This window comes from Streptomyces sp. NPDC059534, from assembly GCF_042743475.1.
In the GTDB taxonomy this organism is placed as follows: domain Bacteria; phylum Actinomycetota; class Actinomycetes; order Streptomycetales; family Streptomycetaceae; genus Streptomyces.
This window is the reverse complement of record NZ_JBHWAQ010000031.1, coordinates 86456-101443: the sequence shown is the minus strand read 5'-3', so window position 1 is coordinate 101443 and position 14988 is coordinate 86456. Positions and strand designations below refer to the sequence as shown.

Annotated in this window: 9 protein-coding genes; 4 read left to right on the top strand and 5 right to left on the bottom strand. The window is 73.3% G+C overall.

What is annotated here, in order from left to right:
* Positions 1–126 precede the first annotated feature (126 nt).
* Complete coding sequence (locus ACFVZH_RS30590) at positions 127–975, bottom strand: hypothetical protein (protein WP_384902343.1); 849 nt, start codon at positions 973–975, stop codon at positions 127–129.
* 121 nt (positions 976–1096) lie between these two features.
* On the opposite strand from ACFVZH_RS30590, the gene ACFVZH_RS30585 reads away from it, so the two are divergent.
* Positions 1097–1747, top strand: a complete 651-nt coding sequence (locus ACFVZH_RS30585) for a TetR/AcrR family transcriptional regulator (RefSeq protein WP_384902333.1) — start codon at positions 1097–1099, stop codon at positions 1745–1747.
* Positions 1748–1751: 4 nt separating this feature from the next.
* Positions 1752–3065, top strand: coding sequence for an SGNH/GDSL hydrolase family protein (locus ACFVZH_RS30580; RefSeq protein ID WP_384902331.1), 1314 nt, complete (start codon positions 1752–1754; stop codon positions 3063–3065).
* An 84-nt stretch (positions 3066–3149) separates the two neighbouring features.
* Here ACFVZH_RS30580 and mfd read toward each other — a convergent pair whose 3' ends face one another.
* The 3 genes from mfd to ACFVZH_RS30565 all read right to left on the bottom strand — a co-directional run bounded on the left by mfd (position 3150) and on the right by ACFVZH_RS30565 (position 10201).
* Positions 3150–6680, bottom strand: a complete 3531-nt coding sequence (mfd, locus tag ACFVZH_RS30575; RefSeq protein ID WP_384902330.1) for a transcription-repair coupling factor — start codon at positions 6678–6680, stop codon at positions 3150–3152.
* A gap of 165 nt (positions 6681–6845) precedes the next feature.
* Positions 6846–9416 (bottom strand): ABC transporter permease, encoded by a 2571-nt coding sequence (locus ACFVZH_RS30570; protein ID WP_384902328.1) that lies wholly within the window; start codon positions 9414–9416, stop codon positions 6846–6848.
* Positions 9413–10201: an ABC transporter ATP-binding protein gene (locus ACFVZH_RS30565; RefSeq protein ID WP_384902326.1), complete on the bottom strand. Its 789-nt coding sequence runs from the start codon at positions 10199–10201 to the stop codon at positions 9413–9415. Before ACFVZH_RS30565 ends, ACFVZH_RS30570 begins: the two co-directional genes overlap by 4 nt.
* A 193-nt stretch (positions 10202–10394) precedes the next feature.
* Here ACFVZH_RS30565 and ACFVZH_RS30560 point away from each other — a divergent pair, with 193 nt between their 5' ends.
* Positions 10395–11969, top strand: coding sequence for an MFS transporter (locus ACFVZH_RS30560; protein ID WP_384902324.1), 1575 nt, complete (start codon positions 10395–10397; stop codon positions 11967–11969).
* Between the two features lie 64 nt (positions 11970–12033).
* On the top strand, positions 12034–12594 hold the full coding sequence (locus ACFVZH_RS30555) for a nitroreductase family protein (protein ID WP_384902322.1): 561 nt from the start codon (positions 12034–12036) through the stop codon (positions 12592–12594).
* A gap of 101 nt (positions 12595–12695) precedes the next feature.
* On the opposite strand, the gene ACFVZH_RS30550 is transcribed toward ACFVZH_RS30555, so the two are convergent.
* Positions 12696–14948 (bottom strand): FG-GAP repeat domain-containing protein, encoded by a 2253-nt coding sequence (locus ACFVZH_RS30550; protein WP_384902321.1) that lies wholly within the window; start codon positions 14946–14948, stop codon positions 12696–12698.
* Positions 14949–14988 lie beyond the last annotated feature (40 nt).

The window sequence follows — 14988 nt, the reverse complement described above, 5'->3', positions numbered from 1 at the left end:
CGTGGGCCGGGGGGGTGTTGTTTACTCTTGTTGGCTAACACCACCTGCTACCCGGGGGCGGCCCCGCCCCGGGGGGCCGGGCCCCGGGGCGGCGCCCCCCCCCCCCCGGGGTCCACCGACGGTGGCTCAGAGCTTGCCGATGCCCAGGGTGTTCTCGGAGGGGAGCAGGCCGGAGCCGATCGCGGCCAGCCAGGGGCCGCCGAGCAGGTCGGCGAGCCGGGCGGTGTCCTCGGGGCCGAGGGCGGCCCAGGGGGCGGCGGCCAGTTCGTCCGTGCGCCGCTCGACCTCGGCGCGCAGGGCGCGGCCGGCCTCGGTGACGGCGCCGGACGCGTCGAGGAGCCCGCGGCCGGCCAGGCGCGCGCGTGCGGCCGACCACTCGGCCGCGGACCAGCCGCGGCTCTCGAAGACGGGCTCGGGGGCGGCGCCGATGGCCGCGAAGGAAACGAGCGCCTCGACCGGGTCGAGTCCGGCGGCGAGGAGGGCGGCGAGGTGTCCGTCGCCGCGGTGCTCGCGCAGGACCGTCGCGGCCTGCCAGAGGACGAGGTGCGGGGCGTCGGGCCAGGGCAGGCCGGCGTTGGCGGCGGCGAGCGGGCGTCCCGCCAGGCCCAGCGGCACGACGGCCTCGGCGGCGCGGCGGGCGAGGGCGGCGGCCTCGGCGAGCCCGGGGTCCGCGACGGCGTCCTCGCCGAGGACGGCCCGGTAGGTGCGGTCGACGGCCCGCAGTCGTGCGGCGAGCACCTCGGCCGGGACGGCGGTCTCCCAGGCGGCGGGGACGTACCGGGCGACCATCGCCGGGCTGAAGCTGTAGAAGGCGGACGTCACCCGGGCCGCGCCGGGGGCGCCGAGGGGCGCGGCCCGCCAGGCGAAGTAGGAGGGCCAGCGCTCGGTGGTGTCGTAGCCGAGGGCGGCCGCCTCGTCGAACGCCTCGGGGGCGTAGTACACGAGGGCGTGCAGGGGTTCGAGCAGGTGCCACATCTGACGTACGCGTCCGGATTCCACGGTCTCCTCGTTTCCTCGCACCCATCGACTTGTCACTGACTAGATTGCTCCCGGTCCCGAAACTTGTCAATGCCTAGATACGGGCTAGGCTGCTCCCATGACGAGCCGGAACAGCTACCACCACGGCGACCTGCGGCAGGCCGTCCTCGCCGCCGCCCTCGACGTCATCGCCGCCGAGGGCCCCGCGGCGCTGAGCCTGCGCGACCTCGCCCGCCGCGCCGGGGTCTCCCACGCCGCCCCCGCCCACCACTTCAAGGACCGCACCGGGCTCCTCACGGCCATCGCCGCCCAGGGGTACGAGCTGCTCGCCGACGCCCTCGCCGACGCGCCCGAGCTGCGCGAACGCGGCGTGCGGTACGTACGGTTCGCGGTCGCCCACCCCGCGCACTTCACCGTCATGTTCCAGCCGGAGCTGCTGCGCGCCGACGACCCCGACCTCCTCGCCGCCCGGGAACGCGCCTCCGCCGAACTCCGCGCCGGCGTCGCGGCCCTGCCCCCGGGCACGGCGGCGCCGGACCCGGCCGGCCCCGGCGCGGCCGGAGAACCTCCCGCGGACACCGTGCGCGACGCCCCCGGCGCGCGTACCGTCGGCATCGCCGCCTGGTCGCTCGCCCACGGCTTCGCGACCCTGCTGCTCACCCACAACCTGGACGGGGCGGTGGGAGACCGGGAACCGGGCGAGGTGTTCCGGACGTTGACCGGCCTGATGTTCGACACCGAGCCCCGAGCGGAGGGCCGGCACGGATGAACGGATGACGATGCACGTTCGTCTCGGGCGCACGGCCGCCGGCCTCCTCGCCGTGTCCGTCACGGCGGCCCTCACCTCGTGCGGCGCCGCGGACACCCGGCCGGGGAGCCCGACCCCCGCCCTGCACGGCACCGTGCCCCTCGTCCCCGGCGCACCGGCCCTCTCCCTCTGGCGCGGTGCCTGGGCGGCCTCGCCGCAGCGGCCGCTCGACGTCGCCTGGTCGGGACAGGGCTTCGCGGACCACACACTGCGCCAGACCGTCCGCCTCACGGCCGGCGGCGACCGGGCCCGCGTCGAACTCGGCAACCGCTACGGCACCACCCCGCTGCACATCACCGGCGCCACCGTCGCCCGCACCGCCGCGTCCGGGGGCGGCGCCGTCGAGCCCGGCTCCGTCCGCACCCTCCGCTTCGGCGGCCGGCCGTCCGTGACGGTCCCACCCGGCGGCACCCTGCACAGCGACGCCGCGGACCTCCCCGTCGAGGCCCTCGCCTCGCTCACCGTCACCCTCTACCTGGCGGAGAGGACCGGCCCCGCCACCTTCCACCGCACCGCCGCCGCCACCAGCTACCGCGCGAGCGGCGACCACAGCGCCGACGAGTCCGGCGCGGCCTTCGACGAGACCAGCGGCTCCTGGTACTACCTGTCCGGCGTCGAGGTCTCCGGCGGCCGCGAGGCCCTGCACCGGGGCGGCGTCGTCACCTTCGGCGACTCGATCACCGACGGCGCCGGCTCCACCAGGGACGCGGACGACCGCTACCCCGACGAGCTCGCCGAGCGCCTCGCCGCCGCCGGGACCCCCCGTGCCGTCCTCAACCACGGGATCAGCGGCAACCAGGTCGTCAACGACACCGACTGGGCCGGCGAGAAGGCCCTCACCCGCTTCCGCGAGGACGTCCTCACCGAACCCGGCGTCCGTACCGTCGTCATCCTCGAAGGCATCAACGACCTCGGCGCGAGCGAGGTGAACCCGCCCGCCACCGCCACCCCCGAGGTCTCCGTCGACCGGCTGATCGCCGCCCACCTCACCCTGATCGACCAGGCCCGCGCCCGCGGCCTCAGGGTGATCGGCGCGACCCTCACCCCCGTGAAGAACTCCCGCTACGACACCCCGGCCGTCGAGGCCGGACGCGACGCCTTCAACCACTGGGTCCGCACCTCGGGCGCCTACGACGCGGTCGCCGACTTCGACCGCGCCCTCGCCGACCCGGCCGACCCCGACCGCATGCTCCCCGCGTACGACTCCGGCGACCACCTCCACCCCGGCGACGCCGGCTACCGCGCCATGGCCGAAGCCCTGGACCTCGACGCGCTGTAGCCCCGCCCGGACCCCGCCACCGGAGGCGTACGGCCCCGTCCGGCGGGCAGGCGCTGCTGCCGGACGGGGGGGGAGGCCGACGCGTCAGGAACCGAGGATCGTCGTGAGGAACTCCCCCGTCCAGGCGAGGAGCTCGCGGCCCACGACCGGCTTGCCGCCGATCTTGCCCGTGGTCGGGCGGGGCACGAGGATCTGGTGGACGGCGGGCTTGATGACCGTGCGCGGGTAGAGGCGCTTGAGGCGCAGTTCCTGGGACTCGCGCAACTCGACCGGGGCGAAGCGGATGTTGGGGCCCTGGAGGACGATCTCGCCGACTCCGCAGGCGCGGGCCAGCATCCGCAGGCCGGCCACCAGGAGCAGGTTCTCGACGGGCTCGGGCAGCTTGCCGTAGCGGTCGGTGAGCTCCTCGCGGACGGCCCTGATGTCCTCCTCCGAGTTGGCGGAGGCGATGGACCGGTACGCCTGGAGACGCAGCCGCTCACCGGGGGCGTAGTCGTGCGGCATGTGGGCGTCGACCGGCAGCTCGATCTTGACCTCCAGGGGGGCTTCCTCCTCCGCCCCGCCCTCCATCTGCGCCCGGTAGTCCGCGACCGCCTCGCCGACCATGCGGACGTACAGGTCGAAGCCGACGCCCGCGATGTGGCCCGACTGTTCGCCGCCGAGGAGGTTGCCCGCGCCGCGGATCTCCAGGTCCTTCATGGCCACGTACATGCCGGCGCCCATCTCGGTGTGCTGGGCGATCGTCGCGAGCCGCTCGTGCGCGGTCTCGGTGAGCGGCTTCTCCGGCGGGTACAGGAAGTACGCGTAACCGCGCTCGCGGCCACGGCCGACGCGGCCGCGCAGCTGGTGGAGCTGCGAGAGGCCGAAGTTGTCGCCGCGCTCGACGATGAGGGTGTTGGCGTTGGAGATGTCGATGCCGGACTCCACGATCGTGGTGGAGACGAGGACGTCGAACTTCTTCTCCCAGAAGTCGACCACGACCTGTTCGAGCGCGGTCTCCGACATCTGGCCGTGCGCGGTCGCGATCCGCGCCTCGGGGACGATCTCGCGCAGCCGGGCCGCGGCCCGGTCGATGGAGTCGACCCGGTTGTGGATGTAGAAGACCTGGCCCTCGCGCAGGAGTTCGCGGCGGACGGCCGCGCCGATCTGCTTCTCCTCGTACGGGCCGACGAAGGTGAGGACCGGGTGCCGCTCCTCCGGCGGGGTGGTGATCGTCGACATCTCGCGGATGCCGGTGACCGCCATCTCGAGCGTACGGGGGATGGGGGTGGCCGACATGGTCAGCACGTCGACGTTGGCGCGGAGCTTCTTCAGCTGCTCCTTGTGCTCGACGCCGAAGCGCTGCTCCTCGTCGACGACGACCAGGCCCAGGTCCTTGAACTTCGTCTCGGAGGAGAAGAGGCGGTGGGTGCCGATGACGATGTCGACCGAACCCTCCCGCAGCCCTTCCAGCGTCGCCTTCGACTCGGTCTCCGTCTGGAACCGGCTCAGCGCCCGCACCTTCACCGGGAACTGGGAGTAGCGCTCGCTGAAGGTGCCGAAGTGCTGCTGCACGAGCAGCGTCGTCGGGACGAGGACGGCGACCTGCTTGCCGTCCTGGACGGCCTTGAAGGCCGCGCGGACCGCGATCTCCGTCTTGCCGTAGCCGACGTCGCCGCAGATCAGACGGTCCATGGGGACGGTCTTCTCCATGTCCTCCTTGACCTCGGCGATGGTGGACAGCTGGTCGGGCGTCTCCGCGTACGGGAAGGCGTCCTCCAGCTCGCGCTGCCAGGGGGTGTCCGGGCCGAAGGCGTGGCCGGGGGCCGCCATCCGCGCCGAGTACAGCTTGATCAGGTCGGCGGCGATCTCCTTGACGGCCTTCTTCGCGCGCGCCTTCGTCTTGGTCCAGTCGGCGCCGCCGAGCCGGTGCAGGGTCGGCGCCTCGCCGCCCACGTACTTGGTGACCTGCTCCAGCTGGTCGGTGGGGATGTAGAGCCGGTCGCCGGGCTGGCCGCGCTTGGCGGGGGCGTACTCGACGAGGAGGTACTCGCGGGTGGCGCCCTGCACGGTCCGCTGGACCATCTCCACGTACCGGCCGACGCCGTGCTGCTCGTGGACGATGTAGTCGCCGACCTCCAGGGTCAGCGGGTCGATCGTCTTGCGGCGCTTGGCCGGCATCCGCTGGCCGTCCTTGCCGGCCGCCTTCTGCCCCGACAGGTCGGTCTCGGTGAGGACGGCCAGCTTGAGGGCCGGGTCCACGAAGCCGTAGTCGATGGAGCCGGTCGACACGTGCACGACGGACGGGGAGATCTCGGCGAGGTCCGCGTCGAGGCGGGCGGCGATGCCCTCGCCGCCGAGGACCTCCACCGTGCGGGACGCGGGGCCGTGGGCCTCCGTCACGTAGACCGTGCGCCAGCCGTCGGCCAGCCAGCCCTTGGTGTCGGCGAGCGCGCGGGCGGTGTCGCCGCGGTACGACTCCGGGGCGTGCATGCCGAGGACCAGGGTGTCCCCCGACACGACCTCGTCCGCCGCGAACGGCGACACCGACCACCAGGCGATGTCCAGCTCGCGCGCCCGGTCCCGGACGTCCGCGATCCCCCACAGAGAGGCCGCGCCCACGTCGATCGGGGCCTCGCCGCCGCCGGCGGTCGCCGCCCAGGACGCCTGGAGGAACTCCTGCGAGGTCGCCACCAGGTCCGCCGCCCGGGTACGGACCCGCTCGGGGTCGCAGACCACGGTCATGGCGCCCTTGGGCAGCACGTCGAGCAGCAGCTCCATGTCGTCGACGAGGACCGGGGCGAGGGACTCCATGCCCTCGACCGCGATGCCCTCGGCGATCTTGTTCAGCAGCTCGCCGAGCTCCGGGTGCTCCTCGGCCAGCTCCCGGGCCCGCGTGCGGACGTCGTCGGTCAGCAGCAGCTCCCGGCAGGGCGGCGCCCACAGGCCGTGCTCGGCGACCTCCAGGGAGCGCTGGTCCGCCACCTTGAAGTAGCGGATCTCCTCGATGTCGTCGCCCCAGAACTCGATCCGGAGCGGGTGTTCCTCGGTCGGCGGGAAGACGTCCAGGATGCCGCCGCGCACGGCGAACTCGCCGCGCTTCTCGACCAGCTCCACCCGGGAGTACGCGGCCGCCGCCAGCCCCTCCACGACCGTGTTCAGATCCGCCGTGCCGCCGCTCCGCAGCGCCACGGGCTCCAGGTCGCCCAGGCCCTTGACCTGCGGCTGGAGCACGGAGCGAATGGGCGCGACGACCACGCTGACCGGGCCGGCCGCCGGGTCGTCCTCCCGGGGGTGGGCGAGCCGGCGCAGCACGGCGAGGCGGCGGCCGACGGTGTCCGAGCGGGGCGAGAGCCGCTCGTGCGGCAGGGTCTCCCACGACGGGTACTCCGCCACCGTGTCCGGGTCGAGCAGCGAGCGCAGCGCGGCGGCCAGGTCCTCCGCCTCCCGCCCTGTCGCGGTCACGGCGAGCACCGGCCGGCCCGAGTCCCGGGCCAGCGCGGCCAGCGCGAACGGGCGCGCGGCGGCCGGACCCACCAGGTCCACATGCGGACGGTTCCCGTCGGCGGCGGCCTTCACCGCCTCGGCGAGAGCCGCGTCCTTGACGACGACATCGAGCAGACCGTGCAGGCTCATGAAGCTATCCATCCCGGGGGGTGACGGAGGCGGGCAACGCGAACAGCCCGACACGTCGAACGGGCCGGGGTGTCCAGCGTACGACGGTGCACCGGCCGTCGCTTCCGAAACACGGGCGGCCCCGGTGGAGCTCCACCGGGGCCGTACCGTCGCGCGCGGGGACCGCTACTCGCTCGCGATCGCGTTCAGGACGTTCATCCGGCCCGCCCGGAAGGCCGGGACGAGGGCCGCGAAGAGGCCCACGAAGGCCGATCCGACGAACACCGTGAGGATCGTCGGCCAGGGGATCTCCAGGACGCCCATGCCCTCCAGGGCGAGCAGCTTCTGGGCCGCCGTGCCCCAGCCCATGCCGAGGCCGAGGCCGAGGAGGGCGCCGAAGAGGGCGATGACCACGGACTCCAGGCGGATCATGCGGCGCAGCTGGCGGCGGGAGAGGCCGATGGCGCGCATGAGGCCGATCTCGCGGGTCCGCTCGACCACCGACAGGGCGAGGGTGTTCACGACGCCGAGGACGGCGACGACGATCGCCAGGGCGAGGAGCCCGTACACGATGTTCAGGAGCTGACCGACCTGGTCCTTCAGCTCTTCCTTGTAGTCGGCCTGGTTGCTCGCCTTGTACTGCGGGTAGGGCGCGAGCGCGTCCTTGACGGCCTCGTACGCCTGGGCCTCCTGGCCGTCCTTCGCGCTGGCGAGGATGAGCAGGCTGCTCGGGACCTTGTCGGCGGGGACGTGGCGGGTGAGGGTGGTGACGTCGGTGTACATGACGCCGTTGTCGATGTTGCCCTTGTCCAGGGTGATCGCCGCGATCCTCAGCTTCGTCGTCTCGCCGCCGGTGAAGGCGACGGTCAGGACGTCGCCGACCTTCACGCCGTGCTCGGTGGCGTAGTCGCTGCCGACGGACATCGCGCCCTTGCCGTAGGCGTCCGTGAGGGTGCCGGCGGTGGTCTCGCGGCGCAGGTCCTTCACGTACGTCGGGTCGGTGGCGGCCAGGCTGGCCGTGGTGACCTTGCCGCGCGGGTCGGTGACCTTCGCGTCGACCCAGTGGTACTCGGTGACGTGGTCCAGGCCCGGGATCTTCTCCAGGGCGGCCTGCGCCTGCGGCACGATCGGCTGCCCGGTGCCGGACTGGACGATGAAGTCGGCGCCGACGGAGCGGTCCAGTTCCTCGGTGGCCGAGGCGACCATCGAGGAGCCGACCACCGACAGGCAGGCGACGAGCGCGAGGCCGATCATCAGGGCGGCGGCGGTGGCGCCGGTGCGGCGCGGGTTGCGCAGGGCGTTGCGTTCGGCCATCCGGCCGACCGGGCCGAAGACCCGCAGGACGACGACGCCGAGGGCGCGGACCACGCCGCTCGCGAGGAGCGGGCCGACGACGACGAAGCCGAGCAGGGACAGGACGACGCCGAGGCCGAGCCACAGGGAGCCGGGTCCGGCCTCCGCCGCGCGGGTCGAGGTCCACAGGGCCGCCGCTCCGGCGGCGGTGAGGGCGAGTCCGATTCCGCCCCGCACCCGGCCGGCCTTGCCGTCGGCGGGGGTGCCCGCGTCGCGCAGGGCGGCCATCGGGGAGACCTTGCCGGCCCGGCGGGCCGGGATGTACGCGGCGAGGACGGTGACGACGACGCCGAGGGCGAGGCCGACGGCCGGGGTCGTCCACTTCACGGTCAGGTCGCGGGTGGAGAGCTCCATGCCCACCGCGGACATCAGCTTCATCAGGCCGACGGCGAGACCGACGCCCGCCGCGACACCGGCGACCGAGCCGACGACGCCGAGGAGCACGGCCTCGACGAGGACGGAGCGGTTGACCTGCTTGCGGCTGGAGCCGATGGCCCGCATGAGGCCGATCTCGCGGGTGCGCTGGGCGACCAGCATGGAGAAGGTGTTGACGATGAGGAAGATGCCGACGAGGAAGGCGATCCCGGCGAAGCCGAGCATCGCGTACTTCATGACGTCGAGGAAGCCGGCGACGTCCTCGCGGCCCTCGTCGGCGGCCTCGGCGGCGGTCTGCAGCGTGTAGCCGTCGCCGACGGCGGCGGCGATGTCCGCCTTGAGCGCGTCGTCGCTGACACCGGGCTTGGCCTCGGCCGCGATCTGGGTGAACAGACCTTCCTTGCCGAGGAGTTCCCGCTGCGCGGTGGCGGTGTCGAAGTAGACGACGGTGGCGCCCGGGTTGGTGACCTTGAAGTCGACGATGCCGGAGATCTTCGCGGTGAAGTCGCCGGTGACGGCGATGGTCCGCAACGGGTCGCCGATCTTCAGGTGGTGCTTCTCGGCGGTGGCGCCGTCGACGACCACGTCGGTGGGGCCGCGCGGTTCGTGACCGGAGACGATCTCCACCGAACGGAGCTCGTTGGGCGTCCAGTTGACGGCGATGGTCGGCGCGCCGCCGGTCGGCCCGACGTTCTTGTTGTTCCCGTCGACGACGGTGATGCTGGTGGAGGCGACCGCGCCCTGCACGGTCTCGACCCCCTCGGCCTTCCTGACCTGCTCGACGAGCGAGGCCGGGAGGGATGCGGGGCGGCCGGTCGGGGACTCGTCGCTGACCGACGCGCCCTTCGGGTTGACGGTGACGTCGGAGGCGGTCGACGCGAAGAGCTTGTCGAACGTCGTGTTCATGGTGTCGGTGAACACCAGGGTGCCGCTGACGAACGCGACGGAGAGGAGGACGGCGACGGCCGAGAGCGCCATCCGCCCCTTGTGCGCGAAGAAGTTGCGCAGCGAGGTCTTGAGGACGGTCATGACGTCCGCCCGCGTGCGTCGAAGTCCTTCATGCGGTCGAGTACGGCGTCGGCGGTGGGCCGCTCCATCTCGTCCACGATCCGTCCGTCGGCGAGGTAGAGGACCCGGTCCGCGTAGGAGGCGGCGACCGGGTCGTGGGTGACCATGACGATCGTCTGCCCCAGCTCGTCCACCGACGTCCGCAGGAAGCCGAGGACCTCGGCGCCGGCGCGCGAGTCCAGGTTGCCGGTCGGCTCGTCCCCGAAGATGATCTCCGGCCGGGCGGCGAGCGCGCGGGCCACGGCCACGCGCTGCTGCTGGCCGCCGGACAGCTCGTTCGGCCGGTGCTTGAGACGGTCGGAGAGGCCGACGGTGTCGACGACCCGCCGCAGCCACTCGGCGTCCGGCTTCCGCCCCGCGATGTCCATCGGCAGGGTGATGTTCTCGATGGCGCTGAGGGTCGGCAGCAGGTTGAACGCCTGGAAGATGAACCCGATCCGGTCGCGGCGCAGCCGCGTCAGCTTCTTGTCCTTGAGGCCGGTGATCTCGGTCTCGTCGAGGTGGATCTGGCCGCTGGTGACGGTGTCGAGGCCGGCGAGGCAGTGCATCAGGGTCGACTTGCCGGAACCCGAGGGTCCCATGATCGCGGTGAACTGGCCGCGGGCGATGTCCACGTCGACGGAGTCCAGCGCCACGACCCGGGTCTCCCCCGAGCCGTACGCCTTCACGACCTGACGCGCCCGCGCGGCGACGGCCGTCCGCCCTCCAGTACCCCCGTGCCTGGGGATGGTCACAGCCGAAGTCACGATTTTCTCCTTGGAGCGATGGCTTGGTTTGTAAGTTCAAGTTAAGAAGCGGGAACGGCACTTCTCCTCCTCCGCCGGGACGAACGGCCCCTGGGCCCTATGGGGGAGAAGCCCCTAGGGGTTCCTCCACCCGTGGTCCGAGTGAGACCCTGTCCGCGCACATTTAGGTGTACGAAGAAAGGAATGGTGCGCGGTGACGGAACCGTCGACGACCCGGGCCGGAGCCGATCCGGCACCCGCGCCCTCCCCCACCGCCGCGCGCCGCGGACCCGTCGTCGCCGCGCTCATGATCACCATGGGGCTGGCCGCCATCGACGGGACGATCGTGTCCACCGCCGTCCCCCAGATCGTCGGCGACCTCGGCGGACTGTCCGCCTTCTCCTGGCTCTTCTCCGGGTACCTGCTCGCCGTCACCGTCACCCTGCCCGTGTACGGGAAGCTCAGCGACACCTTCGGCCGCAAGCCGGTCCTCATCACCGGCGTCGTGCTGTTCGTCGCCGGTTCACTGCTGTGCGCCGGCGCCTGGAACATGGCGTCGCTCATCGCGTTCCGCGTCGTCCAGGGCTTCGGCGGCGGCGCCCTCCAGGGCACGATCCAGACCATCGCCGCCGACCTGTACCCCCTGAAGGAACGCCCCAAGATCCAGGCGAAGCTGTCCTCCGTGTGGGCCGCGTGCTCGGTCGCCGGACCGGCGGCGGGCGGCCTCCTCGCCGGCTACGCCGACTGGCGCTGGATCTTCCTCGTCAACCTGCCGGTCGGCCTGGTCGCCCTCTGGCTGATCGGCCGCCACCTCGTCGAACCGGCCCGTGCCACCCCCCGCGAACGGGTGCGGATCGACTGGGCGGGGGCGCTCGCCATCTTCGCGACCGGAGCGCTGCTCCTCACCGCGCTCGTCCAGGGCGGCGTCGCCTGGCCCTGGCTCTCCGCGCCCTCCCTCGGCCTCCTCGGCGGGGCCGCCGCCCTCGCCGCCGTGACCGTCGCCGTCGAACGGCGTGCCGCCGAGCCGATCATCCCCGGCTGGGTCTGGCGCCGCCGCACGATATCCGCCGTCAACCTCGCCCTCGGCGCCCTCGGCCTGCTCATGGTCGCCCCGACCGTGTTCCTGCCGACGTACGCCCAGTCCGTCCTCGGCCTCGGGCCGATCGCCGCCGGGTTCGTCCTCTCGGTGATGACCCTCAGCTGGCCCGTCTCCGCCGCGTTCGCCAACCGCGTCTACACCCGCATCGGCTTCCGCCTCACCGCGATCCTCGGCATCTCCGGCGCGCTCCTCGTCCTGCTCGCCTTCCCACTCCTGCCGTTCCCCGGCGAACCCTGGCAGCCCGCGCTCCTCATGCTGCTGCTCGGCGCAGCCCTCGGCCTCTTCCAGCTGCCCCTGATCGTCGGCGTCCAGTCGACCGTCCCCTACGAGGAACGCGGCACCACCACCGCCTCCGTCCTCTTCTGCCGCCAGGTCGGCCAGAGCGTCGGCGCCGCCCTCTTCGGCGCCCTCGCCAACGCCGTCCTCGCCGGCCGCCTCGGCACCGACGGCGACCTCGACACCCTCGCCCGCGCCCTCGACGAGCCCGCCTCCCTCACGGCCGAGGCCATGGACCACCTACGGCGCGCGGTCGACGCGGCCGTGGACTACGTCTTCGTGGGCGCCGCCGGCGCGGCGGTCCTCGCCCTCCTGGTCCTCCTCACCCTGGCCCCGCGCCGCTTCCCCGTCCTGGAGGACGGGACCCCGCACGACGACCGACTCCGCACGACGGCTGACACGCACGGCGACTGACGCGCACGGCGACCGGCCGCGCCCGGTCGGAATACGCCCGGACGAAGGCCGGTTGGACCGGAACATGCGACGCGACCAGGAGCTGCCCGGCGGCCTGCATCCCCTGCTGGCGGAACGGTTCAGCCCCTACGGGTTCGACCCGTCGGCCGCCGTCGACGACCATGCCCTGGGCCTGCTCCTCGAAGCCGCGCGGTGGGCGCCCTCGGCCGGCAACTCCCAGCCGTGGGGCTTCTTCACGAGCCAGCCCGGCGAACCGGAGCACAAGCGGGTGGTCCACCACCTCGCGCCGAGCTCGGCCCGGTGGGCGACGGACGCGGGGCTGCTCGTCGTCACGCTGGCGCGCCGCCACGTCGACGACACCGAGCTGCTCTACTCCGAGTTCGCGGACTACGACCTCGGCCAGGCCATCGCCCACATGACCGTCCAGGCCCAGGCGATGGGACTGGCGGCCCACCAGTTCCGGGCCTTCGACCTGGAGGGCCTCACCGGGGAACTGCGCCCGAACCCGGGATGGGCGATCGTCTCCATGGTCGCGCTGGGGAAGGCGGCCGGGGAGCCGCCGGAGAACCGCGACCGGCGCAGCGTCGCCGACCTGCTGTCCGCCCCTTGGGCACCGCCGGTCTAGCCCCACGCACCGCCGGTCCGGCCCTGGACCCCCGCGAAGGCTCCCCGGGGGGCCGGCCGGCTGCACAGCCCGGACGGCCCCCCGGAGAGGCGCTCGCGGTACTAGAACGCGGAGTTGTAGTACGTGTCCTGGGTCAGGGACACGTACGCGCCCTTCTTGAACGGGGCGGACCAGCTGCCCGTACCCGCGTAGAAGGTCTCGGCGCCGTTGGAGGCGACCAGGTCCGCGCGGCCGTCTCCATTGGCGTCACCGACGGCGGTGAGCCCGGTGAAGGCCCCCCAGCCCGCGCCGACCCGAATCCGGTTCGCGAAGGTGCCGTCGCCCTTGCCGAGGTACATCCAGAGGACGCCGGCCCTGTCCCGGGCGAGGAGGTCCCCGGCCGGGGCGCCCGCGATGTTCCCCGTGGCGGTCAGCTGGTTGTAGACGCCCCAGCCCGCGCCGAGCCGCTTGCCGGCGGCGAACGGCGCGGAGGCGTTCCCCGTGCCCTTGTACAGGAACATCACGCCGGCCTTGTCGGTGGCGACCAGGTCGGGGCGGCCGTCGCCCGTCAGGTCGCCGCCGCCCGCCAGCTGGTCGTAGACCTGCCAGCCGCCGCCGATCCTCGTACGGCCCGTCAGCGGCTTGTGCCGGTCGCCGGTGCCCTGGTAGAGCCAGAGGACACCGCTCTTGTCCCGGGCGATCACGTCGGGCGCGCCGTCGGTGCCCGCCACGTCCCCGACGGACTGCAGACGGTCGTAGATCTGCCAGCCGGCGCCGACCCGCGAGCCGCCGGTGTCCGCGAGGGACCCGCCGGGCGCCGTGGGCCGGGTGCCGAAGCGCCACACCACACCGCCGGAGTCGCGGACGAGGAGGTCGGCCGTGCCGTCGTCGTCGTAGTCGTGCGGCGCGGCGGGCCGGGTCACGGTGAACCGGCCCGTGGAGACGAGCTCGGGGCCGATGCCCTCGTCCGGGCGGGCAGTGAGCTTCCACTCGTACGCGCCGTTGCGGGCGGGGCTCCCCCAGTCCGCACCCTCCAGGTCCTTGCCGTCCCAGTGCCAGCTGATCCGGCGCGGCATCCCCGGGGCGGTCCCGTTCGGGACGGACCACCCCTGGTACACCGTCTGCCGGCTGCGCACATGGGTCAGCGTCAGCCACACCTTGCTGTCCCCACGGGACAGGTCCCAGCCGAAGTCGACCCCGCGCGCGACCTCCTCGCCGGTCAGCGTGGTCGGGGTCGTCGACCCGGTGAGGGTGACGACGGTCGACTGCCGCGTCGACGCGACGAGTTCGACCTGCGGCCGGCCCCCGTCGGCGCCCGGCGAGATCCGGTAGAGGCCCTCGCCCCGCTCGGCGGTGCCACCGCGCACCAGGAGGCTGCCGCCGGGACCGGCGACGGCGGAGGAGAACGCGGTGAGGAGCTGGACCTTCTCACCCGTGTCGATCGACTGGACGGTGAACGGCCGCTTCATCGGGTTCGCCGCGCCGTCGACGTAGGTGGACGCGCCGATGTGGGCCTTCTGGCCGGTCGCCAGCCAGCCGCCGACCAGGTACAGCGGGTCGCGGATGTCGTCCGACGGGATCCAGCGTTCGCCGCCGGAGGAGCCACGGCGGTGGGCGACGATCCCGTCCCCCGAGAGCCGCATCTCGCGCCAGGCCACGTGGGTGGCCGAGATCGCGCCCTGCTGGGCGTACTCGTTCTCGTCCTGGAGGTACACGGGCGTGTTCCCCGACGCGAGGTCGACGACGACCTTGGAGGGCGTGGCGGTGGTGCCGATCCAGCAGTCGTAGACCGCGGAACCGGTGTCGGACCAGCCCTCCTCGCCCGCGTAGCAGTCGAACCCGGGCCCCCCGAGCAGCCTGCGCACCGTGAGCGCGCCGCCGTCGATCGTGCCGGCGTACTGCGTCCAGTGATCGCCCTCCTCCCGCGTGAGGAGCAGGGTGCTGCCGGCCAGGCCCGTGAGGTGGTAGCCGCCGAGTGCGTCCAGATCGACCTCGACCGGCGCCGTCGCGGGCGTCGACAGGTCGTGGACCGTCAGCCGCCGGCTGGTGTACGCGAGGGACTTGTCGCCGGTGACGACGAGGTCCGAGCCGCCGCCGACGGCGTAGGCGCCGGGCAGCACGGTCGACGACCCGTCGTACCGGGTCCAGCGGAACTCGGGCGTGCTGCCGCGGGTCTTCGACAGGAAGCCGCCGGGCCCCGCGCCGACGACGTCCGCGTCGAGCGGGAACGCCACAGTGGTCTGCTGCGGGTTCTCCTGCTCGGCGGCGGGCGCGGCCGCGGCCGGGAGCGCGGTGAGTGTGCCGCCCGTGGCGGCGAGGACGATGGTGACGGCGGCGGCCGCGAGACGGCGGCCGCGGGTACGTGCGTGGTTCATGTACGGGTTCCCTCCCTGGAGGAAGGAGGCTAACGGGCCC

Coding starts and splice junctions, on each gene's coding strand:
- ACFVZH_RS30590 (WP_384902343.1), bottom strand. CDS start 975: ATGTGGCACCTGCTCGAACCCCTGCACGCCCTCGTGTACTACGCCCCC.
- ACFVZH_RS30580 (WP_384902331.1), top strand. CDS start 1,752: ATGACGATGCACGTTCGTCTCGGGCGCACGGCCGCCGGCCTCCTCGCC.
- ACFVZH_RS30585 (WP_384902333.1), top strand. CDS start 1,097: ATGACGAGCCGGAACAGCTACCACCACGGCGACCTGCGGCAGGCCGTC.
- ACFVZH_RS30555 (WP_384902322.1), top strand. CDS start 12,034: ATGCGACGCGACCAGGAGCTGCCCGGCGGCCTGCATCCCCTGCTGGCG.
- ACFVZH_RS30550 (WP_384902321.1), bottom strand. CDS start 14,948: ATGAACCACGCACGTACCCGCGGCCGCCGTCTCGCGGCCGCCGCCGTC.
- mfd (WP_384902330.1), bottom strand. CDS start 6,680: ATGAGCCTGCACGGTCTGCTCGATGTCGTCGTCAAGGACGCGGCTCTC.
- ACFVZH_RS30570 (WP_384902328.1), bottom strand. CDS start 9,416: ATGACCGTCCTCAAGACCTCGCTGCGCAACTTCTTCGCGCACAAGGGG.